The organism is Streptomyces sp. NPDC055189, from assembly GCF_053606765.1.
The window spans coordinates 23,097-46,408 of sequence record NZ_JBSGSG010000047.1 but is presented as its reverse complement, the minus strand read 5'-3'; the positions used below and the strand labels follow the sequence as shown (position 1 = coordinate 46,408).

General features: G+C 70.5%; 21 protein-coding genes. 5 read left to right on the top strand and 16 right to left on the bottom strand.

From position 1 onward, the window contains the following. The first annotated feature begins 45 nt into the window (after positions 1-45). The gene (locus ACWFR3_RS28255; RefSeq protein WP_453737457.1) at positions 46-1,146 is read left to right on the top strand and encodes a hypothetical protein; all 1,101 of its coding nucleotides are present in this window, start codon (positions 46-48) and stop codon (positions 1,144-1,146) included. Between the two features lie 19 nt (positions 1,147-1,165). Here the strand turns inward: ACWFR3_RS28255 and ACWFR3_RS28250 are convergent, their stop codons facing one another. Next, positions 1,166-1,615 (bottom strand): MarR family winged helix-turn-helix transcriptional regulator, encoded by a 450-nt coding sequence (locus tag ACWFR3_RS28250; RefSeq protein ID WP_453737456.1) that lies wholly within the window; start codon positions 1,613-1,615, stop codon positions 1,166-1,168. 207 nt (positions 1,616-1,822) lie between these two features. Between ACWFR3_RS28250 and ACWFR3_RS28245 the strand changes: the two genes are divergently transcribed. Beyond that, entirely contained in the window at positions 1,823-3,352 is a 1,530-nt protein-coding gene (locus ACWFR3_RS28245) for a CoA transferase (RefSeq protein WP_453737455.1), read from the top strand. 18 nt (positions 3,353-3,370) lie between these two features. Here ACWFR3_RS28245 and ACWFR3_RS28240 read toward each other — a convergent pair whose 3' ends face one another. From ACWFR3_RS28240 to ACWFR3_RS28200, 9 genes are all read right to left on the bottom strand, one after another. Next, positions 3,371-4,435, bottom strand: coding sequence for an LLM class flavin-dependent oxidoreductase (locus ACWFR3_RS28240; RefSeq protein ID WP_453737454.1), 1,065 nt, complete (start codon positions 4,433-4,435; stop codon positions 3,371-3,373). Between the two features lie 57 nt (positions 4,436-4,492). Continuing rightward, the gene (locus tag ACWFR3_RS28235; RefSeq protein ID WP_453737453.1) at positions 4,493-5,995 is read right to left on the bottom strand and encodes an MFS transporter; all 1,503 of its coding nucleotides are present in this window, start codon (positions 5,993-5,995) and stop codon (positions 4,493-4,495) included. Further along, on the bottom strand, positions 5,996-6,820 hold the full coding sequence (locus ACWFR3_RS28230) for a TauD/TfdA dioxygenase family protein (RefSeq protein WP_453737452.1): 825 nt from the start codon (positions 6,818-6,820) through the stop codon (positions 5,996-5,998). A gap of 467 nt (positions 6,821-7,287) precedes the next feature. Next, positions 7,288-8,259 (bottom strand): fumarylacetoacetate hydrolase family protein, encoded by a 972-nt coding sequence (locus tag ACWFR3_RS28225; protein WP_453737451.1) that lies wholly within the window; start codon positions 8,257-8,259, stop codon positions 7,288-7,290. Positions 8,260-8,353: 94 nt separating this feature from the next. Continuing rightward, positions 8,354-9,292, bottom strand: a complete 939-nt coding sequence (locus tag ACWFR3_RS28220; protein ID WP_453737450.1) for a VOC family protein — start codon at positions 9,290-9,292, stop codon at positions 8,354-8,356. 12 nt (positions 9,293-9,304) lie between these two features. Continuing rightward, complete coding sequence (locus ACWFR3_RS28215; protein ID WP_453737475.1) at positions 9,305-10,303, bottom strand: amidohydrolase family protein; 999 nt, start codon at positions 10,301-10,303, stop codon at positions 9,305-9,307. A 56-nt stretch (positions 10,304-10,359) separates the two neighbouring features. Further along, positions 10,360-11,514, bottom strand: coding sequence for an FAD-dependent oxidoreductase (locus tag ACWFR3_RS28210; protein ID WP_453737449.1), 1,155 nt, complete (start codon positions 11,512-11,514; stop codon positions 10,360-10,362). Between the two features lie 73 nt (positions 11,515-11,587). After that, complete coding sequence (locus ACWFR3_RS28205; protein WP_453737448.1) at positions 11,588-12,571, bottom strand: cyclase family protein; 984 nt, start codon at positions 12,569-12,571, stop codon at positions 11,588-11,590. Further along, the gene (locus ACWFR3_RS28200; protein WP_453737447.1) at positions 12,547-13,530 is read right to left on the bottom strand and encodes a fumarylacetoacetate hydrolase family protein; all 984 of its coding nucleotides are present in this window, start codon (positions 13,528-13,530) and stop codon (positions 12,547-12,549) included. Before ACWFR3_RS28200 ends, ACWFR3_RS28205 begins: the two co-directional genes overlap by 25 nt. A 117-nt stretch (positions 13,531-13,647) precedes the next feature. Here ACWFR3_RS28200 and ACWFR3_RS28195 point away from each other — a divergent pair, with 117 nt between their 5' ends. Together ACWFR3_RS28195 and ACWFR3_RS28190 are read left to right on the top strand one after the other, a co-directional pair. Further along, positions 13,648-14,562 carry a LysR family transcriptional regulator gene (locus ACWFR3_RS28195; RefSeq protein ID WP_453737446.1) on the top strand — a complete coding sequence of 305 codons (915 nt, stop codon included), beginning with the start codon at positions 13,648-13,650 and terminating at the stop codon, positions 14,560-14,562. Positions 14,563-14,678: 116 nt separating this feature from the next. Next, positions 14,679-15,713, top strand: coding sequence for a sulfotransferase family protein (locus ACWFR3_RS28190; protein WP_453737445.1), 1,035 nt, complete (start codon positions 14,679-14,681; stop codon positions 15,711-15,713). A 282-nt stretch (positions 15,714-15,995) separates the two neighbouring features. Here ACWFR3_RS28190 and ACWFR3_RS28185 read toward each other — a convergent pair whose 3' ends face one another. Beyond that, positions 15,996-17,132 (bottom strand): protein-L-isoaspartate O-methyltransferase family protein, encoded by a 1,137-nt coding sequence (locus tag ACWFR3_RS28185; protein WP_453737444.1) that lies wholly within the window; start codon positions 17,130-17,132, stop codon positions 15,996-15,998. Between the two features lie 580 nt (positions 17,133-17,712). On the opposite strand from ACWFR3_RS28185, the gene ACWFR3_RS28180 reads away from it, so the two are divergent. Beyond that, entirely contained in the window at positions 17,713-19,050 is a 1,338-nt protein-coding gene (locus tag ACWFR3_RS28180) for a hypothetical protein (protein ID WP_453737443.1), read from the top strand. A 187-nt stretch (positions 19,051-19,237) separates the two neighbouring features. On the opposite strand, the gene ACWFR3_RS28175 is transcribed toward ACWFR3_RS28180, so the two are convergent. Genes ACWFR3_RS28175 through ACWFR3_RS28155 form a run of 5 tightly spaced genes read right to left on the bottom strand, consistent with a single transcriptional unit; the run spans position 19,238 to position 23,302 of the window. Continuing rightward, on the bottom strand, positions 19,238-20,383 hold the full coding sequence (locus tag ACWFR3_RS28175; protein WP_453737442.1) for an acyl-CoA dehydrogenase family protein: 1,146 nt from the start codon (positions 20,381-20,383) through the stop codon (positions 19,238-19,240). Positions 20,384-20,393: 10 nt separating this feature from the next. Beyond that, positions 20,394-21,221, bottom strand: coding sequence for an SDR family NAD(P)-dependent oxidoreductase (locus tag ACWFR3_RS28170; RefSeq protein WP_453737441.1), 828 nt, complete (start codon positions 21,219-21,221; stop codon positions 20,394-20,396). A gap of 28 nt (positions 21,222-21,249) precedes the next feature. Further along, entirely contained in the window at positions 21,250-21,660 is a 411-nt protein-coding gene (locus ACWFR3_RS28165; RefSeq protein ID WP_453737440.1) for a MaoC/PaaZ C-terminal domain-containing protein, read from the bottom strand. Then, positions 21,657-22,115 carry a MaoC family dehydratase N-terminal domain-containing protein gene (locus tag ACWFR3_RS28160; protein ID WP_453737439.1) on the bottom strand — a complete coding sequence of 153 codons (459 nt, stop codon included), beginning with the start codon at positions 22,113-22,115 and terminating at the stop codon, positions 21,657-21,659. The genes ACWFR3_RS28165 and ACWFR3_RS28160 overlap by 4 nt, the downstream gene beginning before the upstream one ends. Beyond that, positions 22,112-23,302: a lipid-transfer protein gene (locus ACWFR3_RS28155; protein WP_453737438.1), complete on the bottom strand. Its 1,191-nt coding sequence runs from the start codon at positions 23,300-23,302 to the stop codon at positions 22,112-22,114. Before ACWFR3_RS28155 ends, ACWFR3_RS28160 begins: the two co-directional genes overlap by 4 nt. Positions 23,303-23,312: the final 10 nt, after the last annotated feature.

Genomic DNA, 23,312 nt, shown 5'->3' with positions numbered 1-23,312 from the left:
CCCTGGGGAGTGGGCTGCGGTCTGCTGATTGCCAGGGGGTTGGGGATGGCTGCGGGTACGGAGCCGGATGGCTCGTCCACGTCCGATGAGGAGTGGGAGCGTTTTCTGCGCGAGTCGGTGGAGGGTAGTGCCAACGCCCCCAAGGAACCGTCCGCGCGGGCCCGTGACGTGGCGAAGCGCCTGCGCGCGGAGCCCGGCGGCACCCCGGAGGGCTGGCGCACCCACACCCCCGCGCAGCCCAAGCGGCGCACGGGCTGGTACGTGGCCGGGCTGCTGACCGCGCTGGTGCTGCTGGTGGTGGCGCTCGCGCCGGGGCGGGTAGTGGATCTGTTCTCCGGCGACGATTCCGACTCCCCGCCACTGGCGGCCGAGACCGCTCGCCCGGGCCAGGCGCCCCCGACGGGGCCGGCCCAACGCCCCACCGAGGACAAGCCGTTCCGCGGTTCGCCCGCGGCCAGGTGGGCCAACGGAGCGGCGGGGATCACCGTGCCGACGGCCAAGGCGGTCGGCTGGATGAGCAAGGCCGAGGTCGAGCGGGCCCTGGCCCGCAGCCGGGACTTCCTCGTCGAGTCCGGCCTGGACCGCGGGGTACTGCGGGGCGAGCGCCCCGAGAAGGCGATGGCACTGATCAACCCGCACCAGGAGGACGTCCAGACCTTCCTCAAGACCTCTCTGCGCACCCCGAGCGAGAAGGCCGACCCGCTCCTCCTCTTCAGCCGCTTCCAGCCTTCCCGCACCGACTTGGTCGGCGACGTCGTGAAGACCCGGGGCCTGCTCACCTACAAGGAGGGCACGCGCGGCGCGCTGGAGGTGACCGCCGACGTCACCTTCGTCTACCCGACGACCCGCGCGGACGCGAGCGGCGACAACGAGATCGTGCGCACGATCGTCCGGCGCGAGCTGGTCCTGAGCTGGGACGACCCCGACAAGGTGATCACCGAGCCGGGCACGTTCTCGATCGTCTCGTACAAGTACGACATGACCAACGGCGGCTGCGGCGCCCCCACCGGCTACCTCACCCCGCCCTACGGCAGCGACCGCAAGGAAGACGTCACCGGCACGGAGACCGACCCGTACGACCGCAGCGCGCCGGTCGCGCCGGGCAAGTCGTCCGGGGACGAGTGCAACAAGGCGACTCGGTCCTAGCGGGCGTCGCCTCGCCCCGTCAGGAGCGGGTGTCCTCCGTGACGGCGGAGGCGGCCGCGTTGTAGCGGGTGAGCAGGCCGCGAAGGACTCCGACCTCGTCCGGGGACCAGGCCCGAGTGCGGGTGTGCACCTCGTGGTGCATCAGGGCGTCGGCATGGGCGAGGAGTTCCCGGCCGCGGTCGCTGGGGTGCAGCAGCTGACCGCGGGCGTTGTCCGGGTCGGTCCCGCGCACCACCAGGCCGGCGTGCTGCAGAGCGGCGACCTGGCGGCTGATCGTGGACTTGTTGATGCCGTAGAGACCGACCAGGTCGCGCGCGCGGGCCCCGTTGCGTTCGGCCATCTCGGACAGCAGGGAGTACTCGACGAAGGTCAGGTCCGGGTGGAGCCGCTCGGCGTTGGCCCGGAAGCGCCGGGAGAGGGTCACCAGCTCGCGGACAAGGGCCTGTATGTCGCGGTCGTCATCGGCCACGCGTGCACGCCCTTTCCTCGTCCGTTTTCGCGTCAGTGAGTTGCATTTTGCATCACCGCCAGCCCGGGACTACGCTCGTGTTGCACAATACAACTTAATGCGGTCGCGCGCCCTCCGGACGGCACGACGTGCGACCGCTCGCCGGATCGAGCCCGCCCCGACATCCGCTCAGTACGCACCACGCACCACGCAAAGGCGGCACCACCCATGAGCGCCGAAGAACTCACCGACCGCATCCGACAGGCCATCGCGCACCCGCTCACCCACGACGAGGGCTTCGACATCCACCAGGCCCTGGGCGAGGTCCTCGCCTCGGTCGGCCTTCGCCCCGAGGACAGCGGCGGAAGCATCAGCTTCATCGGCAGCGACCCGATCGTCCCGAGCATCATGCGCCTGGGCGCCGTGCCCGCCCTGGGCATGACCGCCAAGTCCGTTGCCCTGGCGGCGCTTTGGCGCCGGCGCGGCGGCGAAGGCCAGGACATCACGATGGACCTGCGCAAGGCCCCGCACCGGCTCTGCCCCTTCTACGACAAGAAGTGGGAACTGCTCAACGGCTACCCGGGCGGGACACCCTCGGACCCGGCCAACCCGCTCGGCTTCGACTTCTACCAGGCACGCGACGGCCGCTGGGTGATGCCACTCAACCCCTACCCGAAGATCAAGAACGCCGTGTACAAGCTCCTGCGCACCTGGCCCGAGAAGCAGGCCGTCGCGGACGCCGTCGCCCGGCGGGACGCCGCCGACCTGGAGCGGGCCGGCGAGGAGATCGGCGTGGTGATGCCCGTGCTGCGCACCACCGAGGAGTTCCTCAGGGAACCGGCCTACGAGCACATCGCCGGTGAGCCGCTCATCAGGATCGAGAAGATCGGCGACAGCGACCCCGAGCCCCTCGCCCCCGCCGCCGACCAGCCCCTCTCGGGCGTACGCGCCCTGGGCATGGGCCACATCATCGCCGGCGCCGGTGTCGGCCGCGACCTGGCCCAGCACGGCGCGGACGTGCTGAATATCTGGCGGCCCAACGAGCTGGAGCACGACTCCACGTACAACAGCGCCAACGTCGGTGTCCGCTCCACCACCATCGACCCGTACGGCCCCCGGGGGCGGGCGCAGATCCGCGAACTCCTGTGTGACGCCGACCTCTTCTACGCCAACCGCCGCCCCGGCTATCTGAAGCAGATCGGCCTGAGCGCCGAACAGGCGGCGGCGATCCGCCCCGGCATCATCCACGTCAGCCTCTCGCTCGCCGGTGAGACCGGCCCGTGGGCACATCGCGTCGGCTTCGACCAGACCGCCGGGGCGCTCAGCGGCATCATGCTGATGGAGGGCGAGGACGGTGTCACGGCCGGGCCGACCAGCACGCCGGGCCTGCCCTACATCAGCGTCGTCAACGACTACGTGCTGTCCTGGCTGGCCACCACCGGCGCGCTCGCCGCCCTGATGCGCCGCGCCACCGAGGGCGGCAGCTACCGCGTCACCCTCAACCTCACCCGCATCGCCGCCTGGATCCTCAGCCTCGGCGTCTTCGACCGCACCTACGCCCGCGAGACCGCCCTCAATCCCGACCCCGGATCCCCCCACGCCTACCTCGACCCGGACACCTTCAGCGCCGACACCCCCTGCGGCCGCTACCAGGGCGTCACCGACCAGGTGATCATGTCCAGGACGCCGGGCCGCTTCCGCGACGTCCTGGTCCCCCGCGGCAGCAGCGCGCCTGCCTGGCTCCCCCGCCCCGGCTGACCGCCCCCGCACTGGTCTTTAACGCAGCCGGGGCAACAGCTGGTCGCCGATCCGGCGGGTCTCCTCCTTGTAGGGGGTGTCGGAGAGCACGAAGTGCGTGACGCCGAGCGCCCGGTAGGCCTTGAGGGCCGTCGCCACGTCGTCGGGTGAGCCGACGAGCCATGTGGTGCCCGCTCCCCCGCCGCCGAACTTGCCGGGCGTGGTGTAGAGGCAGGTGTCCAGGACCTCGCCGCGCTCGGCCAGATCCAGGAGGCGCCGCTGGCCGACCGCGGTCCTGCGGTTGCCCATCCACGAGCCGATCTCGCCTGCGTCGGCCGCCATCTTGGCGACCTTCTCCTCCGCCGCGCGCCAGGCCTCCTCGGTGGTGTCGCGTACGACGGTCGTGATCCGCAGCCCGAACTCCAGCGGCGCGTGGCGGCGCCCCACCTGCTCGCTCAACTCCTCCAAGCGTGCGATGCGTTCGGCGATGCCTTCCAGCGGTTCGCCCCAGAAGAGCTGTACGTCGGCCTCGCCGGCCGAGACGCGTTCGGCCGCCGCGGACGCGCCGCCGAAGTAGAGGGTGGGGTGGGCCCGCTCGTCGCCGGCGTAGGGGTGCGGGCTGATCGTCGAACCGGTGACCTGGAAGTGCTCGCCTTCGAACGTGACGTTCTCCTCGGTCCACAGGCGCCGCACCAGATGCAGGAACTCCCGGGTGCGGGCATAGCGCGCGGCGGGATCGACGTTCGTGTCGCCGTAGGCGGCCGGGCTGTCGATGCCGCTGACGATGTTGACCAGGACGCGGCCGCGGCTGAGCTGGTCGAGCGTGGCGGCGGCGCTGGCGAAGTGCGCGGGCTGCCAGTAGCCGGGGCGCACGGCGATCAGGGGTTTGAACGTCGTGGTGCGCGCGGCCAGGGCGGTGGCGACGGTGAAGGTGTCCGGGCGCCCCCATCCGGTGCCCAGCAGCGCGCCGCCCCAGCCGTGGTCCTCTGCTGTGCGGGCGAGTTCGGTGGAGTATTCGATGGATCCCCAGCCCGATGTCGTGTCGTCGCCGCGGTGACCGGGCTGGATGGTGTTGGGGATGTACCAGAGAAATTGCGGGCTCATCAGGCTTCCGATCGCTGGGGGTTCCGGCGGTACAAGTGGTGCTGAGGCGTGGCGAGTTCAGGTCGTGCGGTGTCCGGGCGTACGGGGACACTGCCGGCCTGGTTCTGCCGGCGTGAGGGCGTGGGGCGTTGGGTTCGCCGCGGCGGTTGGCGGAGGCGGCCCGGTCGCGTCCCCGCGCAGTCGTGACAGCACCAGTGCCATCGCGAGGAGCCCGGCGCAGACGCACGAGGCGAGCGCGTACGCGACGCGAGGTCCGTTTCCGGTCGGCGCCGTCGGCGCGGAGTGCAGATACACCGCCGAGACCGCGCTGAGGCAGACCGCTGCCGCGATGCGCTGCGCCATCTGCAGAATGCCGCCGGCCACGCCCGCCGCCTCGGCCGGTGCGTGCTGCAGGACCCGGGTCTGGTTGGGCGAGACCGTAAGCCCGGCGGCGGCGCCGGCCAGGACCTGCACGGCGGCGCACACCAACGGCAGCGCCGCCGACGGCACGGCGAGCGCGGCCGCCGCCCCCGCCAGTGCGGCGCCGATACCCAGGGCGAGGCCGAGGTCCACCGTGCGCGGTCCGATGCGGCGCACCATCCGCCACGCCAGCGCCGAGACGAGGCCCATCGCGAGCGCCGAGGGGAGGCTGACGGCCGCCGTGGTCAGGGCGGAGAGGCCGAGTCCTTCCTGGAGGAAGACGGTGAGCACCAGGGCGGAGGCGAGTGAGGCGCCGAACTGGGCCATGGCCACGGCGGTGCCCAGCAGGTACGGCTTCGAGGATCTGAGCGCGGGATGCAGCAGGGGCGGGCGTCCGCGTCGTATGCGCAGTCTCTGGTGCAGGGTCAGGGTGAGCGCCAGGGCACCCACCAGGGCCGCCCAGAGGAGAGCCTCTCCCCCGCTGCCGGGGGTTCGGATGAAGGGCACCATCAGCGTCAGCGTGCAGCCGCAGGCCAGGGCGAGTCCGAGGGCGTCGAGGCGGGAGTCGCCGGCGGTGCGCCGGGGCGGGGGCAGCCATCGCACCGCCAGGGCCAGAGTGAGCAGGGCGCACGGTGCACTGAGCAAGAGGCAGCAGCGCCAGCCCAGTTCGGGGCCCAGCCCCGCGACGAGCGCGCCGCCCAGCGGTGGGCCCAGTGCTGTGGCCACGCCGGCCGTCACCGCGTACAGGCCAAGGGCGCGGCCCCGGTCGTGGCCGTGGAAGACATCCTGCAGGGTGCCGATCACCTGGGAGTTGACCAGCCCCGCCGCGGCCCCCTGCACCAGCCGGGCCCCGATCACGGTGCCCGGCCCGCCACCGGTCGCGGCCGCCACCCCCGCCAGGAGGAAGACGGCCACGCCGATGAGGAAGAACCGCTTGCGCCCGTGCGCGTCGCCGAGGCTGCCGCCGGGGACCAGGGCGAGACCGAAGGCCATCGAGTAGCCGGCCACGATCCATTGCACGTCCGCGGCACCGGCCGCCAGCGACTGCCGCATGCTGGGCACCGCGATGTTCAGCACCGCCTGGTCCAGCAGGGTCGTCGCGCCCGCGGCCAGGCAGACCAGCAGGACGCGCCGGGCGGCGCGGTCGTCTCCCGGGAGCATTCAGGAACGCGCCCCCGGCACCACGCCGGCTTCCGGCTCCACGCCGATGACCTTGCGGTAGACGCGCGCGCCGTCGCCGTAGTCGTCGACTGCGTAGTGCCAGGTGGCGCGGTTGTCCCACAGGACGAAGTCGCCGGGCCGCCAGCCGAAGCGGATCGTGTAGTCGGGCGAGGAGGCATGCCGCAGGAGGTGGTCGAGCAGTACCTTGCTCTCCGCGGGGCTCACGCCGGTGAGGCCGGTGGCGGAGGTGCTGATGAACAGGCCCTTGCGGCCGGTGGCCGGATGGGTCAGGACGAGCGGGTGCTCGATGGTCGGTCCGCCCGCGGTCTTCTTGCTGCCCTGCGCATAGTTCTCGGCGTTGCCGTCGTAGACCGCGCTCACGGATTCAAGGAGCTGCTGGAAGGGCGCCGACAGATCGTCGTACGCCGCCTGCAGATCCGCCCACAGCGTGTGGCCGCCCAGCTCGGGCACCACCTCGTAGGTCAGTGACTCGATCGCGAAGACCGGGTCGCGCCACAGGCCGCCGATGTGCCAGGTGCTGGCCTTACCGGTCTGCTGCACGTTGTAGGGGTAGACCAGCGGGTTGGCCTGGTCCTTCACCGCGGTGGGGTGGTCGAAGGGCTCGGCGAAGAGCCGTACGGCAGCCACATGCTGATCGGGGTTCAGGTGCTGGCCGCGGAAGACCAAGACCTTGTGGTCGTGGAAGGCCTGCCGCAACTCATCGGCGGTGGCCTCGTCGACGGGGGCGGTCAGATCGACGCCCGTGATCTCGGCGCCGAAGCGCGGTCCTGCCCTGAGGATGTCCAGAGTGGCGACGGTGGTCATGGTCTTCTCTCCTCCTTGTGCGGTGCGGCTTGCGCCCGCAGAGCGCCGGAACCGCACCTCAGGTGGTCGAACACGACGTGTTGAACCGGACGTCCGGCAGGCGGGGAAGCCGGGTGCGACGGAGGTCAGGTCAACAAGGTCCGCATGCTGCGGAGTGCCGAGGCTGCGCGGAGCGATGGAGCAGGGCATTGCACGGCCCGGCTCGGCGCAGAGGAGGGGGTCAGCTACAGACCGCGGTGGCGACGCGCATCAGATCGATGGCCCGTCGCTTACGAAACCGCTGGCAGATGCACATGTCGCAGAAGCTATGCCCGCGCGGAAGGCCGGTCAAGGCACATGTGCGGAGCGCCACCAGGATGCAACGACCCCGCCATGGTGCTGCCATGCGCACGTTACGACCTGCGGTGCCGATGCGTGATGGGTGCCCGGCCGGGCCCCGGGTAGCGGCGACCTTGGCCGTGAAGGGATCAGGGCCGTTCCCGGGGGCGGCGCCGGCCGGAGGGCAGGGGGACGGGCGCGGTGCCGGGCACCACGGTGCTGGTCAGCGTGCCGATGCCTTCGACGGTGAGGGTGACGGTGTCGCCGGGGCAAAGGGGCGGCGGGGTCTGTTCGCCGCGCCGCCCCCACAGTTCGGCGAGGCAGCCGCCGTTGCCGCAGGTGCCGGAGCCGAGGACGTCACCGGGCACGACCCTGGTGCCGCGCGAGGCGTAGGCGACCATCTCCTCGAAGGTCCAGCTCATGTTGGAGAGCAGGTCCTTGCCGACGGTCTCGCCGTTGACCTCGGCGGTCAGCGCGAGGCGCAGAAAGCCGTCGGCGTCCCGGTACGGCTCCAGTTCGTCGGCGGTGACCAGGTACGGGCCGAGCGTGGAGGCGGTGTCCTTGCCCTTGCACGGGCCGAGGCCGACCTTCATCTCGCCGGACTGGAGGTCGCGGGCCGACCAGTCGTTGAAGATCGTGTAGCCGATGATGTGGTCGCGGGCCTGCTCGGGCGTCAGGTCGCTGCCCTCGCGCCCGATGACGGCCGCCACCTCCAGCTCGAAGTCCAGGACGGCCGAACCGGGCGGCACGGGAACGGGATCGCCCGCGGCGTAGATCGCGTGCGGGTTGGTGAAGTAGAAGGTGGGGGCGGCGTACCACTGCTCGGGTACGCCCGCCACGCCGTCCACGGAACGGCGTACGCCCTCCACGTGCTCCTCGAAGGTGACGAAGTCCCGTACGGACGCGGGGCGCAGCGGGGCGAGGAGGCGCACTTCGGACACGTGGGGTCCGGGCGGCACGTCGAGGGCGGCGGCTCCCGCGGCGAGCAGCCCCGGCAGTCCGTCGCCGGCTGCGAGCTGCTCGGTCAGCGACCGGGTGCCGGGCAGCGGGTGCAGCGTGCCGTCCTCCTCCAGCACGGCGACGTGGCGGCGGTGGCGGTACTCGTACGAGGCGAAGCGCATGCCCGTTCTCCTTTGCAGAGGGTGCCGGGGACGCGGCGGGCAGCATGTGCCGGGGCATGGGCAGGGCCCGGCACGTCCCCGGAGATCGAGGGGTTCAGACCGGCGGGGCGACGAAGCAGCCGCGGTCGGGGTCGTTGAACGACTCCTTGGCAACCAGTTCGTTCATCGGGTTGGCGGTGCCCCACTGGTCGGTGACCTCGGGCTGCGAGAAGTCGTAGACGTGCGGGTGCCAGGTGTCCTCGTCGAGCAGTTCCAACTCCGTCGTGTACTCGATCGTGTTGCCGTGCGGGTCGAGGAAGTAGGTGAACGTGTTGTCGCCCGCCAGGTGCCGGCCGGGCCCCCAGATCTTCTGGTACCCGGCGCGCATCACCCGGCCGGAGCCGCGCATGTACTCGTCCAGGCCCCGCATCTCGAAGGAGACATGGTGCAGGGCGGTGTGCGGGCCCCGGGCGATGGCCATGGAGTGGTGCTGGTTGCTGATCCGCATGAAGTGCATGACCTCGCCCATGTGCGGCGAACTCAGCGTGTCGGAGAGGGCGAAGCCGAGATGACGCTCGTACCACTCGCGGGTGCGGTTCAGGTCCGGGGAGTTGAGGACGACGTGGGAGAGCTTGACCGGGATGGCCTCCTTCTCCTCGACCTTGCGGTGCTGCCGTACCTCGACGTCGGCGGAGACCTCGATGGTGCGGCCGTCCACGTCGAAGAACCGGAAGCCGTAACCGCCGCCCGGGGTATCGACCGCGCCGGGACCACTGATCAATTGCACTCCCCCGGCCAGGAGTTGCTCGGCGAGCGTGTCGACGTCGCGGGACGAGGCGGCCCCGTAGGACACGAGGTCCAGGCGCTTCTCGTCGGCCTTGCGGAGCCGGATCACGTACCGTTCGGGGCTGCCCTCGGCGGCGAGGAAGGAGATGCCGGAGTCCTCTTCGACCTTGGTCAGGCCCCAGACGCCGGAGTAGAAGTCGAGCTGCTTGTCGTAGTCGGGCACGGCGAGGTCGACGTGCCGCAGGTGGGTGAGCAGGCGAGCGCTCATGGTGGGGCCTCCTCAGGCGAGGTTGAGCAGGGCGGCCGCGTTGGCGCCGCGCACGGAGTGGAAGTCGGCCTCGGGCAGAGGGGCGTCGCGCAGTGCGCCGACGGGGTCCTCGCTGCCCATGTCGAAGGGGAAGTCCGAGCCGAGCAGCACCCGGTCGGCGCCGGCGACGCGCACCAGCTCCCGCAGAGCGTCCGGGTCGTGGACCAGCGAGTCGAAGTAGAGGTTCTTCAGGTAGCCGGAGGGCTGGCGGGCGCAGGCCTGTGCGTCGGGGCGGACCCGCCAGGCGTGGTCGGCGCGGCCCATGTGGGTGGGCAGATAGCCCCCGCCGTGTGCGGCGATCACCTTGAGGCCGGGGTGGCGGTCCAGTACGCCGGAGAAGATGAGGTGGGACAGGGCGACGGCGTTCTCGGTGGGCTGCCCGACGGAGTTGGAGAGGTACCACTGGTCGAGGCGCTCGTCGAGGGTGCAGCCGAAGGGGTGCAGGAAGAGCAGGGCGCCGGCCTCCTCGGCGCGGGTCCACAGCGGCTCGTACGCGGGGTCGGACAGGTCGCGTCCGGGGGCGTGGCTGGACAGCTCGACGCCCGCGAGGCCGCTGCCCAGGGCGTGTTCGAGCGCCGTGGCGGCGAGGTCCGGGTGCTGCAGCGGTACGAGGCCGAGCCCGCGCAGCCGGTCGGGCGCGGCCGCGCAGTGTGTCGCGGTGGCCTCGTGGGCGAGCCGGTAGACCTTCTCGGCGGTCTCCTCGTCGGCCCAGTAGTGGTAGTGCGACGGGGAAGGGCTGACGAGCTGGACGTCCACTCCTTGCGTGTCCATGGCGGCGAGGCGGGCGGCCGGATCGGTCATGAGGGTGAAGCGTGCGCCGACCATGGGGCCGTTGACGGCAAGGGCGTCGGGGCCGTTGCGGCGGGCGTCGAGGGCCCGGGCCGCCGCGTGCCCGGGCAGGCCCGCGACGAGGGCCTCCACCTCGGGCAGCAGCAGATGCGCGTGGATGTCTACGGTCGGCGCGTCGGCCAGGGGGTTCGCGGTCGGGGTGTTCGCGGTCGTGGCGTTCACAGCCTGCGTGTTCGCGGTCACGGGCGGTCCTTCAGAGCGGTCATGGTGCGGGCCATGAGTCCGGGTACATCGGCGTCGCGCACGCCGTCGAGCTGCCACTGCCCGAGCTGGACGGATGCATCGACGACCTGGCGCACGCGCGGCAGGCGGCGGGCGTGGAATGCGGTCAGGAGCTGGTCGTCCCAGACGGGGCGGGTGGTGAGGAGTTCGGCGAGGACCGAGGCGTCCTCCAGGGACAGCGCCGCGCCCTGGGCGAGGGTGGGCGGGCAGCAGTGGGCGGCGTCGCCGATGAGCACGACGCGGCCGCGGTGCCAGGGGCCCTCCACCAAGTGCCGGTCGAACCAGGTGTAGTTGACCGCCGCCGGGTCGGTGATGTGCGGGACGATCTCGGGCCACTGGCCCCCGTAGCCCTCTGCGAGCCGGCGCATCTCGTCCGCGTACGTCTCCGGCGGGATCGAGGCGCGGTCCCGCTTGTCCTCGACGACGAAGGCATACAGGGTGTCGGCACCGGTGGGACAGTAGCCCGCGATGTAGGCGGGCCCGCCGTAGGCCAGATCGGCGCGGCGTACGCCCTCGGGGCGCGGGGCGGCGATGCGCCAGATGGCCATGCCGGTGAGTTCCGGCTTGTCCTCGATGCCGATCATGGCGCGGGTGGCGGAGCCGAGGCCGTCTGCGCCCACCACAAGGTCGTAGCGACCGTGGCTGCCGTCGCTGAACCGCGCCAGCACGTGATCGTCGCCCTCGGTCAGGGCGTTCACGGTCTCTCCGAGGCGGATGGTGGCGCCGCTCGCCCGGACCTGCTCGATCAGGATTTGCTGCAGGCGCGGGCGCTGCATTCCGACGGTGGCCGGAAGGTCGTCGCCGCCGGTGCGGATGTCCTCGGCGACGTGCAGGACGGTGCCGTCAGGTGCGGTGACGCCCACCGAGCCGAAGGCGAAGCCGGCCTGCTCCACCTGCTCCCAGACGCCGAGTTCCTTCAGGACCCGCAGGGCGTTGCCCTGGAGGGTGATGCCGGAGCCGGTGGTGGCGTTCCAGTCGCTCTTGGCCTCGACGAGATCGACGGCCACGCCGGCGCGGCGCAGCAGGACGGTGATCGCGCTGCCGGAGGCGCCGCCGCCGATGACAAGAACACTACGGGTACTCGGGTCGGTCACGTCGGTTACGTCGGTCATGGCAAGGACCTTCGGATCGGGCCGCGCGGCTTCGGGCGGCAAGGGGTGAGGGGCACGTAGCGCATCCCGACGGTTACTTGACGGCGATCGGGTTGACGGGCGAGCCGACCGCGCCGGTGATCGGCAGCGGCGCGGCGGTCAGCCAGAAGTCGTAGACACCGTCGTCGGCGCAGTCGGCGGCAAGAGCGTCCAGGTCCCACATCTCACCGATCAGCAGACCCATGTTGGGGATGACGACCTGGTGCAGCGGCTGGAAGGCGTGCTCGAACTCGTTGGGGCGGACCTCGAAGCCCCAGGTGTCGGTGGCGATCGCGGCGATCTCGGTGCGGTGCAGCCAGCCGGCGGTGGTGAAGGACAGGCCGGGCGCGGGCCCGCCGGCGTAGTCGCCCCAGCCGTCGCGGCGGGCCCGGGTGAGCTGTCCGGTGCGCACCAGGATGATGTCGCCGCGGCCGATGTGCACGCCGTGCGCCTCGGCGGTGGTGGTGAGGTGTTCCTCGGTGACCGGGAAGGCGTCGGGCAGTTCGCCATCCGTGCCGATCGCGCGTCCCACGTCAAGGAGGACGCCGCGCCCGGCGACGTGCGGGGCCATGTGCTCGATGCCGGTGACGAGGTCGCCGTCGGAGGTGACGACGCGCTCGGCCGGGCGGCCGTTCCACGCCTTGCCGTGGTCGAAGATGTGGCCGAGCCCGTCCCACTGGGTGGAGCACTGCAACGGCATGGCGATGACGTCGTCGGCGCCGCCGAGTCCGTGCGGGAAGCCCTGGTTGCCGAGGGCGGCGTCGGTGCCGGTGTCGAGCATGGTGTGCACCGGGTTGGTCCGTCGCCGCCAGCCCCGCTGCGGGCCGTCCATGTCGAAGCGCTGGGACAGGGAGAAGCTGGCACCGCGCCGGACGAGGGTGGCGCCCTCGCGGCGCTTGGCCTCGGTGAGGAGGTTCAGGGTGCCGAGGACGTCGTCCTCGCCCCAACGGCCCCAGTTGGAGAACTGCTTGGCCGCCCGGGCGATCTCGCCCTCGGGGTCCGTGCGCTTCACGGTCACGACGCGGCCTGCGCCACGCATCGGGTGCGCTGGGCGCCGAGCCCGGTGATCGAGCCGTCCATCACGTCGCCGTCGCGCAGCAGCCGGCCCCAGTGCATGCCGTTGCCCGCGGGCGAGCCGGTCAGCACCAGGTCGCCGGGCAGAAGCTGTGCGGACTGCGAGATGTAGGAGATGAGCCGGGCGATGTCGAAGAGCATGTCCTTGGTCGACTCGTCCTGCATCGTGTCGCCGTTGAGCTTCAGCGTGACCCGCAGGTCCCCGGGGTCGGCGACGAAGGCGGCGGGTACGAGCCAGGGGCCGAGCGGGGTGAAGCCGGGGGCGTTCTTGGAGCGCAGCCAGTCCGTGCCGATCGCCTTCATGTCGCGGCGGAAGACGCTCGCGCGGTCGGTCAGGTCGTTGGCGATCGTGTATCCGGCGACGTGGTCGAGCGCGTCCTCCTGCGATACCCGGTGCGCGGGTTTGCCGATGACGACGGCCAGCTCCAGTTCCCAGTCGGGCTGTTCGGCCCAGGCGGGCAACACCACGTCGTCGTACGGACCGGTGATGCTGCTGGGCAGACCGATGAAGACGTACGGCAGGTCCTCCGCCGCGCGCCGGTCCATGATCTCGGCGGTCTCCGCGCGCGCCTGCTCGACGGTGCGCGGGTCGTCGGGGGCGCGGTGCGCGACTTCGAGGTCGATCACATGCTGCCGGTAGTTCGCCCCGGACTGGAATATCTGACGCGGGACGAGCGGCGCGTGCACGTGCAGACCGGCCGACGGCTGCCACTCCGGTGTGTCGTCACCGGCCAGGGTGGTCAGGAGAGGCAGGTGCTCGTCCCAGTCCTGGACGATGTCCCGCAGCGTCCCGGGGCCGGAGTCCAGGGCGCGCCGGAGGTCCAGTACACGGTCCGCGACCCGCAGGCCGGGGAACGCGGGACCGTCGGGGGCCGAGAAGGTGCCGAGCGCGAACGGGCCCGCAGGCTGCGCCAGTGTTGCCATGAGATTTCCTCCCGCTGTGGTGCGTCTACTCTGGCCTCCGACGCAGAATCATGGAAATCAATCTTTGTTATGGCTGTTATCCATGGCGTGGATAGTGAATTTCTCTAGGAGTACGCGATGAACTCGCCCCGCCTCGACCTGAATCTGGTCATCGCCCTGCGCGCGCTGCTGGAAGAACGGAACGTCACCAGGGCCGGGGCGCGCGTGGGCCTCAGCCAGCCCGCCATGAGCGCGGCCCTGGGCCGACTGCGACGGCACTTCGACGACGAACTCCTGGCGCGCGCAGGCGGCTCGTACGAACTGACGCCCCTGGGACTTGCCCTGCGCGAGCGCAGCGCGTCCGCCTGCGATCTGCTGGACCGTCTGTTCTCCACGCAGGCCGACTTCGACCCCGCCGCGGAGACACGCGAGTTCACGCTTCTCACCTCCGACTACGGGGCCTCCATCTTCGGAGCGGAGCTGTCACGGCGGCTGCACCGGGAAGCCCCGGGCGTCCGGCTGACGTTCCAGCAGACCGGGCCTGTGGTGGTGGAGAACCCCGCGACGGCCCTGTCCACCGTCGACGGCCTGCTCATGCCGCACGGCATCATCGACGGTTTCCCCACGGTGGAGCTCTATGAGGACCGCTGGGTGTGCATCGTCGCGGACGATCATCCCGATGTCGGCGACGCTCTCACCCTCGACGATCTCGCCCGGCTGCCCTGGGCCGTCTACCAGCGCCCCTACGACGCGCCCGCCGCCCGCCAGCTCAACATGCTCGGCATCAGCCCGCACGTGGAAGTGTCCGTGCAGTCGTTCCAGCTGCTTCCGCGCATGGTCGAGGGGACCCGCCGCATCGCGATGATCCAGGAGCGCCTCGCCCGGCGCGTCGTACAGTTCGCCGCAGTGCGCATCCTCGCGTGCCCGTTCGATGCCGTACCGGTGCGGGAAACGATGTGGTGGCATCCGATGCACGAGCAGGACGGCGCCCATGTCTGGCTGCGCCGCATGGCCACGGAGGTCGGCGCCTCGCTAACGGACGCGCCCCGGTAGGGCTTCGTGAGTCTTGGCAGACGCCCCGTGGGCCCTGCCACCTGGTGCCCCCGGTGTGAGTGTGCTGAGGTGCACACAGCCCCGGAACCCCCTCCCCCGGCCCTCGGAGAGCGACCTTGCGCAGTCTGACCTTCGTCATCGGTACGGGCCGCAGCGGCTCCACCGCGCTGTCCCGCATCCTCAGCACCCACCCCGACGTGCTCAGCCTCAACGAGTACATGGCCTCCGTCGGGGACGCGGCCTTCCCCGAAGGGCAGGTCTCGGGCGGCGAGTTCTGGGAGGCCCTCTTCCGGCCCACCCCGTACTTCGCGAACATGATCCGCAGCGGGCTGTTGATGCCCGAGTTCCTCTATACGCGCCGTCCGGGGCGGTATTCGGAGCACAGCACCGGCATCCCCGCACTCTCCCTGATGGTGTTGCCCCACCTCACCGACGACCCCGACGGCCTGCTCGACGAGATCGGAGCGGCGGTCATCGACTGGCCCGACCGCACCGCGGCCGGACACCACGAAGCGCTCTTCGAGTGGCTCAAAGCGAGGTTGGGGCGTACCGCCGTCGTGGAGCGCTCCGGCTATTCGACGGGCTGGGCCCGGGGGCTGCGAACCGCCTTCCCCTACGCGAAGTTCGTGCACCTGTTCCGCGACGGGCCCGACTGCGCCCTGTCCATGAGCCGCCACCCCGGATACCGCGTGATCACCTTGATGCGTGAGATCAAGGAACGGACGGGCGTCGAGAACTTCGCCGACCTCACCGACGAGGACGTGCGTTCCCTGCCACCGGAGCTGGCGCCTCTCCTCAATGAGCGCTTCGACCCCGCCCTCGTACAGGAACGGGACTTCCCGCTGCGCCGTTTCGGCACCCTGTGGTCCGAACTCGTCACCCAGGGAGCGCGATTCCTCGACGAACTGCCCGCCGCTCAGCGCATGCCCCTGTCCTACGAGGATCTCCTCGACTCCCCCCGGCAGGAACTGACCCGCCTCGCCGAATTCGCCGGGGTCGAGCCATCGCCGCCATGGCTGGAGAGCGCGTGCGCCCAACTCGACAACAGCCGCCGCGGCTCGGCCGGGAAGCAGCTGACGCCGGTCGAACTCGACGAGCTGAGGGAGAGCTGCGCTGCGGGCAGCCTGGCTCTGGGGATCAGCCCACTCTGACGGGCCGCACGTGACGGAATGACGCGCTGAGCGAGCCGACACACCGTCCGCACAACCGGTGCAAGGGCTGCCGACCGGCACTGTATGACCTCGACGGCCGCTGTCGCGTGGCACGTCTGGGCCACCATGTCGTGCAGTTCTGTGTCCACGGTGACGCAGGTCGTCGTGTACGCGTGCACGGTGAGCCCGAGGTTTTCATTTGCTCGTGGACGAGTCCACTGCAGGACATGAGGCATCCCCCTCGCTCTCGCGGGCGAGGGGACGCGCTCGGGCAGGCGGGGTCTAGGACCGCACAGTGTTGGCGGGGTGGTCGAGCCAGAGGCGGGTGCCGTCGTCGTCGAAGGTGAGGCCGTAGCGCGTGAAGTGCGGCCCACCGGCGTGTTTCCACCGGCTGTAGGCGTTCACGATCTCATCCCACAGGTTGCGGGGCCCATATACGGTCACCGCCCCCTTCTCCCACCAGTGGTCGTAATTGACGATGGTGACAGAGGTGCCGACGGCGTCCCAGAACTGCACCTGCCGCTCGGCGCCCTCGCCGCGCTTGGCCTGGCTGATGTCCGGCACGTGCAGGCCGATGACGAAGTCCTGGCCCCAGTCGCGCTCCAGCACCACGGCCGGGGAGATACGCGAGGCGACTTTGACGTTGTCGGTGGGCGGATTGAGCTGGCGGCTGGGGCGGTGGGCGCGGGCCGGCATGTAGAACGCGCTGCTCACGAACCGGCCGCAGGCCACGGTGTGGTCGACGGTCAGCTCCAGCACTCCGCCCGCAGCGTAGGACGTGATGAACGGGACCAGGAGGACCGCCTGGTCGGCGGCCTGGTGGCGCCAGGCGTCGGGGATGGTGCGCACGGCGGCCGTCGCGATGATCCGGTCATAGGGCGCCGTTGGCTCCCAGCCCTCCAGTCCGTCCCCGCAGATGGTGGTGGGCGTGTATCCGGCCGCGCGTAGGTTCGTCTCTCCCCATGCGGCAAGAGCGGGGTCGTACTCGACGGTGGTCAGGTTGCCGCTGCCCACCCGCTCGCTGATGACGGCCGAGTCGTAGCCCGAGGCGGTGCCCAGGTGCAGCACCCGGTGACCGGGGTCGAGGTCCAGGAGGTTGAGCTTTTCGAAGACGATGTCGAGTGCGGAGATCGACGAGGAGAAATCCCCCTCGGCGGGCCCGTGCTCGGGGCGGGTGGCGCCGTCGTTCATCTGGGTGATGAGGGACTCGTGGGTGCACCAGACGGTGCGCCGCCAAGTCTCCTCGTCCTGGTCGCGGTCGATGACCGGATACAGGCCTGCCTCCGTGCTGGTGGATGACCAGAATGTCGAAGGCGCGAAGGCTTCGCGGTCCACGGCGTGGAACGCCGGCCGAAGCCATGGGGCCCTGAAGGCTCCCATGGCCTCAAGCTCTGTGCTGGCGATGGTGCGGTAGTCCATGAATGCGAGCCTCTACTTCTTGGGTTCGCTGCCGTCGGGGGACGGCGGGGCCGGCGGCGGCGTCCACGGCTTGTCGCTCGGCTCGCCGCCGTGCTTACCGGCCATGCTCGTAGTGTTGATCACAATCGTTCTCCTTTGCCATGAGGGGTCTTGTGGTTGCGGGGCGGAAGCGGGCCGGGGTGCGGGTCCGGTCCGGGCGTGGGGACGCTCATGGTGCTCCTCTCGGGTGGTGCCCGTGCCGGGCCGCCCGCAAGGGGGAGCCCGGGGGTGGGTGGTCAGGCCCGGCGCGGGAGTTCTAGGGGTTGTTCACTACGGCGATCAGGGCCGCGCCGGGCGAGGACTGCATCTGCTCACCACGATGAGCCAGGTGTGGGGGACTCTGCTCACGGCGGCTGGGAAAGGCCGGGTGCTGTGAGCGGGAGGGGTGGTCATGAGGGTCACCGTGGGCTCCCTGGCTGGACTTCGGCATTCCGTCTGGATCGTTACCTACAGCCAACTCCCGGTAACGCTGCGCGGGTACCGTGAGAGAAGAGCGCGCACGTAAACGCCGTAAAAGCTGTCCGAGCTGTCGGGAGTACTGATGCCGCGTACGCCGAATACAGGGCTGTCCGCCCTTCTTGACCAGGCACAATGCCAGCGCGGTGAACTCGCCCGTGCGGTCAATCGCATCGGCTCCCTCGCCGGGATGCCGCTCACCTACTCCGGGCAGTCCGTGTCCATGTGGCTGGCCGGTCATCAGCCCAAAGCCCAGGTCAGGGTTATAGTTGTCGCCGCGTTGTCGGAGAAGCTCGGGCGTCCCGTCACGCATGAGGAGGCCGGGCTCACCCCTGCCGTGTCCGCCGAAGGCTCTCAACACGTCGACGCTGTCGCAGAGTTGATTGATCTGGGAAGAGCGGACATGGACCCCTCACGGCGCGGAGTCCTCGCGGCCGGTGTCTTCACCGCGGCTCTCGCGGTGCCCGTCTTCGGGTCGGCGGCGCACGCAGACGAGCCGGTGTCGCCGGGCAAGGCCACCACCCGAATCGGCGCATCGCAGGTGGAGTCCGTACGACGGACGACGGTGCGGATCGCCGACATTCTGGACGAGGACGGGGCGGGGCACGCCCGCCCGATGGCGGCCGCGTTCCTGGTGAACACGGTGGGCCCGTGGATGCGGGCGCAGGCCTCGGAGAAAGTCGCGGCCGACATGCGGGCCGCGGCGTCGGATCTGACGTATCTGACGGGGTGGATGGCGATGTACGAGAAGGACCATGCCGCCGCCCAGCGCTGGTATCTCAAAGCTCTTTCCCTGGCGGACGAGGCGGGGGATCACGTGACGTACTGCCGGACACTGCGGGGCATGTCCTTGCAGATGACGAGTCTTCGTCACGGGGCGAAGGGGCTGGAGTTTGCCGATAGTGCGGCCGAGGCCGCACCGCAGGCGGGCCCGCGCCTAGTGGCGTTCCTGCGCGGTCAGCAGGCGCACGCGGCGTCGATGGTGAAAAACCGCAGGCAGGCTCACACCCGGCTCGCCGAGGCCGAGAACGCGCTCTCGCACGCCGACAACCGCCGCGATGCGGTGGGCGGATACGACCGCACCGCCTGGCTCTTCCATCTCTCCCACGTCCTGTACGAGGAGCGCGACCTGCCCGGCAGCATCAAGGCCCTGAAGGACTCCATCAAGGTCCAGCCCGTACAGGAGCGGCAGGGGCGCGTCCACTCCTACGCCCTGCTGGCACAGCGCCAGCTGGCTCACGGTCACCTGGAGTCTGCCTGCGCGTCCTGGGGGCGGTTCCTGGACGAGTACGAGCTGGTCTCCTCCGCACGCGGGGACGAGCACTTCCTCACCATGCGCACACAAATGCGGCGTCACGCGGGGGCGCGGCCGGTTAGGGAGTTGGCGGGGCGGGCGCGGGAGGTCGCCGCCCTCAAGGCCTGATCCGGGATCGGCGACGACATGGTGAAGTACTCCAAGACGGTGGAGAGGCCCGCCGGGACCGATTCGGTTCCCGCTCGCCAGCGCTGACTCGCACCCGCACCGCACGCGTACCCCATCGGCTGATGCCGGTGGGGCACGTGGCGTGACACCGCTCCATCAGGTGTCCCGCACAAGCGTGGGCGCTCTGCTAGGCGACCAGAGACCGTCCGATGATCTCCTTCATGATCTCGGTGGTTCCGCCGTAGATACGCGTGGCCCGGCTGTCCGCCCACGCTCTGGCCACCGCCTGCTCGAGCATGTAGCCGTGGCCGCCGTGCAGTTGGACGCACGCGTCGAGGACCTGGCCCTGGAGTTCGGTGCACCACCACTTGGCCTTGGCCGCGTCCTGCGGCGTCAGGGTGCCCTCGTTGCATTCGCTGACGCTGCGATCGAGGTACTGCTGGGCGACGTCGGTGGCGGTGACGAGTTCGGCCAGGCGGTGGCGGACCGTCTGCTGTGCTGCCAGGGCCTTGCCGAAGGCGTGGCGTTCCCGTACGTACGTCAGGGTCCAGTCCAGGGCGGCCGTTGCCTGGGACAGAGCGCTGACGGCGATGGAGAGGCGTTCCTGGCTCAGGTTGCGGGTGAGCGCCTTGAAGCCCTCCCCTTCCTGGCCCAGCAGGTTCGCCGCGGGGATGCGTGCACCGGTGAAGGCGAGTTCGGCGGTGTCCTGGGCGTGCATGCCGACCTTGCGCAGGCGGCCGGCGCGGTGGAAGCCCTCGGTGTCGCGTTCCACCATCAGCAGGCTCAGGCCCTGGTGGGGGTGGGGGCCGGTGCGGACGGCGGTGATGATGAGGTCGGCGTTGATTCCGTTGGTGATGAAGGTTTTCGCGCCGTCGACCACATAGTCGTCGCCGTCGCGAACGGCCTTGGTGCGGATGGCGGAGAGGTCGGAGCCGGTGCCCGGTTCGGTCATCGCGATCGCGGTGATGAGCTCTCCGGAGGCGATTTTGGGCAGCCAGCGCTTCTTCTGCTCGTCGGTGGTGAGGGTGAGCAGGTAGGGAAGGCAGACGTCCGCCTGAAGGGTGGGTCCCAGGAGGGCGGGGGCGACGGCGGCCGCGGCTGCTTCTTCTTGCAGGATGACGCTGTAGCGGAAGTCGTGGATGCCGGCGCCGCCGTACTCGGGCGGTATGGCGATGCTCAGGGCGCCGAGCGCGCCGAGGCCGGTGAACAGCGTGCGGGGCACGATGCCGTCGGTCTCCCAGTCCGGGTAGTACGGCACCACGTCCTTCTGGAGGAAGGCTCGGACACTGTGGCGGTAGTCCTCGTGCTCGGCGTCGAACAGAATGCGCTTCATGGGGTCTTCCTCACATCGAGAAGCCGCCGCCGCAGACGAGAGTCTGGCCGCTGACGTAGTTGGAGTCGGGGGTGCACAGGAGGTAGACGGCGCCGGCCGCTTCGGCGGGCGTCCCGGTGCGGCCCAGTGGGATGGTGCGCTCCATGGCGGAGAGGAGGTCGGGATTGACTCCGACCTTGATGTCGTTTCCCTCGACGTGGATCGTGGCGGCCTGGTCGGCTGCCGCTTCGGTGAGTCGGGTTTTGATCAGTCCGAAGGCCACGGTGTTGACCGTGACGTTGTAGCGCCCCCATTCCTTGGCCAGGGTGCGGGTCAGGCCGGTGACACCGGCCTTGGCGGCGGCGTAGTTGGCCTGGCCGGCGTTGCCGCCGAGGCCGGCGATGGAGGAGATGTTGACGACCTTGCGGCAGCGCGGGGTTCCGGTCTGTGCTTCCTTCTTGGCCGCGGCGCTGATGACGGGCTGAGCGGCGCGCAGAATGCGGAACGGCGCCTTGAGGTGGACGTCCAGGACGGCGTCCCACTGCTCGTCGGTGAGCTTTTGGATGACGGAGTCCCAGGTGTATCCGGCGTTGTTGACGATGATGTCCAGGCCGTCGAAGTGGTCGAGGGCGGTTTGGACGAAGCGTTCACCGAAACCGTCGTCGGTCACGTTGCCCACGCAGGCCACTGCTGTGCCGCCGACGGCTTCGATGGCGGCGACCGTGTCCTTGGCCGGCTCGGGGTCCAGGTCGTTGACAACGATCCTGGCGCCTTCCCGGGCCAGCCGGAGTGCGATTTCGCGGCCGATGCCGCGGCCCGAGCCGGAGATGATGGCGGTTTGTCCTTCGAGTGTTCCCATGGTGGCTCCTCTGTTGGGTGGGGTCTGGCTAGGCGTCGGGCAGGGCCACGGCTGCCTCGCCGCGCAGGGTGGTGGTGCCGTCGGCGAGGGTGACGGTGACGGCGAGGGTCGCCACGCGCTCTCCGTCGATGTCGTCGATGGCGGTGACCCGGCCGTGGCAGGTGGGCGCGGCGTGCACCGGAGTGATCGCCGTGAAGCGGACGGCGAAGCGGCGGATGGCGGACTGGTCGGCCCAGCCGGTCAGGAGCCGGCCGAGGTAGGCCATCGAGAGCATGCCGTGGGCGAAGACGTCGTCGAGTCCGGCCTCGCAGGCGGCGTCGATGTCGATGTGGATGCGGTTGTGGTCGCCGGAGGCGCCGGCGAAGAGGGCGAGCGTGGTGCGGGAGATCTCCGGCAGGCGCAGGGGCGGGAGTTCGGTGCCCACGGTTACGGGGATCACGGCGCGGGGACCTCGTTTCGTACGACGGTGATGGTGCGCAGGTCGGCGACGCGGGTGCCGTCGGCGCGGGTCACGGTGGTGTCCTTGGTGAGCAGGTCCAGTGCGCCGCCGTTCTTGCTGCGCACGTCGACGATGGTCGAGCGGGCGGTGAGGGTGTCTCCGGCGTGTGCGGTGGAGTGGTAGGTGAATTCCTGTTCCCCGTGCAGGACTTGCAGCATGTCGATGCCGTGGGCGCTGAGGTAGGCGAAGGGGTCGGGCTGTTGCAGTTCGATGCCGAACAGGAAGGTGGGCGGTACGGGCAGGTCGGGGTGTCCTGCCTCGCGTGCGGCGGCGGGGTCGGTGTAGAGGGGGTTGTCCTCGCCGATGGCCCGGGCGAACAGCTGCAGCCGGCCGCGTTCGACGGTCATGGTGACGGGGGGCAGTTGGGTGCCGATCGCGGTGGCGGGCAGGCTCACTTGGCGTCCGCCTTCGCGTAGAGGGTGACGACGGCCGCGCCGCCCAGGCCGATGTTGTGCTGCAGGGCGAGTCGGGCTCCCTCCACCTGGCGGGCGCCGGCCGTGCCGCGCAGCTGGCGGACCAGTTCGGTGCACTGGGCCAGGCCGGTGGCGCCCAGGGGGTGCCCCTTGGAGAGCAGTCCGCCCGAGGGGTTGGTGACCACGCGTCCGCCGTAGGTGTTGTCGCCGTCGGCGATGAACTTCTCGGCGGTGCCTTCGGGCGTCAGGCCCAGCGCCTCGTAGGTGATCAGTTCGTTGGTGGTGAAGCAGTCGTGGAGTTCGACGACCGGCAGGTCCAGGGGGTCGACGGCGGCCTGCTCGTAGACCTGCGCGGCGGCTGCTCGGGTCATGCCGTAGCCGACCAGCTTCATGAGGTCCTGCTCGGCGAACGTGTCGGGGGTGTCGGTCGTCATGGCCTGGGCGGCGATGGTGATGGAGGAGTCCAGGCCGTGGGCGCGGGCGAAGTGCTCACTGGTGATCACTGCGGCGGCGGCGCCGCAGGTGGGCGGGCAGCACTGCAGGCGGGTCAGCGGTCCGTAGATGGCCGGGGCGGCAAGGACTTCCTCGACGCTGACGGGGGTGCGGAAGACGGCGTCGGGGTTGTGTGCGGCATGGGCGCGGGCCTTGACCGCGATGCGGGCGAAGGTGTCGGGGGCCAGGCCGTGCCGTTCGGCGTAGGCGGCGCCGGCGCCGCCGAACAGCTGTGCTGCCGCCGGTGCGGTGCTGGGTCCCTGTACCGCGGCGGCGGTGTCCTCGAAGCGGGCCAGCGGCTGGGGGCGGTCGGGCCATACGGTGCTCAGGGCGCCGGGCCGCATCTGTTCGAAGCCCAGGGCGAGCACGCAGTCCGCGGCGCCGCTCGCCACGGCCTGGCGGGCCAGCCAGAGGGCCGTCGATCCGGTGGCGCAGTTGTTGTTGACGTTGACGATGGGGATGCCGCTCTCGCCCAGGGGGTAGAGCGCCCGCTGTCCGGCCGTCGAATCGCCGTACACGTAGCCGACGTAGGCCTGCTGGATGTGGCGGTAGTCGAGTCCCGCATCGGCGAGGGCCGCGCGTGCGGCGCGCTCGGCCATGACGTCGTAGGGCTCGCTCTTGCTGGGGGTGGTGAAGGGGATCATTCCCACGCCGGTGACACGTGCCGTTGCAGTCATGTGCTGTTCC

Bases quoted from the DNA above. Each gene is read 5' to 3' on its own strand.
- ACWFR3_RS28255 (WP_453737457.1), top strand. From the start codon at position 46: ATGGCTGCGGGTACGGAGCCGGATGGCTCGTCCACGTCCGATGAGGAG.
- ACWFR3_RS28245 (WP_453737455.1), top strand. From the start codon at position 1,823: ATGAGCGCCGAAGAACTCACCGACCGCATCCGACAGGCCATCGCGCAC.
- ACWFR3_RS28240 (WP_453737454.1), bottom strand. From the start codon at position 4,435: ATGAGCCCGCAATTTCTCTGGTACATCCCCAACACCATCCAGCCCGGT.
- ACWFR3_RS28235 (WP_453737453.1), bottom strand. From the start codon at position 5,995: ATGCTCCCGGGAGACGACCGCGCCGCCCGGCGCGTCCTGCTGGTCTGC.
- ACWFR3_RS28230 (WP_453737452.1), bottom strand. From the start codon at position 6,820: ATGACCACCGTCGCCACTCTGGACATCCTCAGGGCAGGACCGCGCTTC.
- ACWFR3_RS28225 (WP_453737451.1), bottom strand. From the start codon at position 8,259: ATGCGCTTCGCCTCGTACGAGTACCGCCACCGCCGCCACGTCGCCGTG.
- ACWFR3_RS28220 (WP_453737450.1), bottom strand. From the start codon at position 9,292: ATGAGCGCTCGCCTGCTCACCCACCTGCGGCACGTCGACCTCGCCGTG.
- ACWFR3_RS28210 (WP_453737449.1), bottom strand. From the start codon at position 11,514: ATGACCGACGTAACCGACGTGACCGACCCGAGTACCCGTAGTGTTCTT.
- ACWFR3_RS28205 (WP_453737448.1), bottom strand. From the start codon at position 12,571: ATGCGTGGCGCAGGCCGCGTCGTGACCGTGAAGCGCACGGACCCCGAG.
- ACWFR3_RS28200 (WP_453737447.1), bottom strand. From the start codon at position 13,530: ATGGCAACACTGGCGCAGCCTGCGGGCCCGTTCGCGCTCGGCACCTTC.
- ACWFR3_RS28195 (WP_453737446.1), top strand. From the start codon at position 13,648: ATGAACTCGCCCCGCCTCGACCTGAATCTGGTCATCGCCCTGCGCGCG.
- ACWFR3_RS28185 (WP_453737444.1), bottom strand. From the start codon at position 17,132: ATGGACTACCGCACCATCGCCAGCACAGAGCTTGAGGCCATGGGAGCC.
- ACWFR3_RS28180 (WP_453737443.1), top strand. From the start codon at position 17,713: ATGCCGCGTACGCCGAATACAGGGCTGTCCGCCCTTCTTGACCAGGCA.
- ACWFR3_RS28175 (WP_453737442.1), bottom strand. From the start codon at position 20,383: ATGAAGCGCATTCTGTTCGACGCCGAGCACGAGGACTACCGCCACAGT.
- ACWFR3_RS28170 (WP_453737441.1), bottom strand. From the start codon at position 21,221: ATGGGAACACTCGAAGGACAAACCGCCATCATCTCCGGCTCGGGCCGC.
- ACWFR3_RS28155 (WP_453737438.1), bottom strand. From the start codon at position 23,302: ATGACTGCAACGGCACGTGTCACCGGCGTGGGAATGATCCCCTTCACC.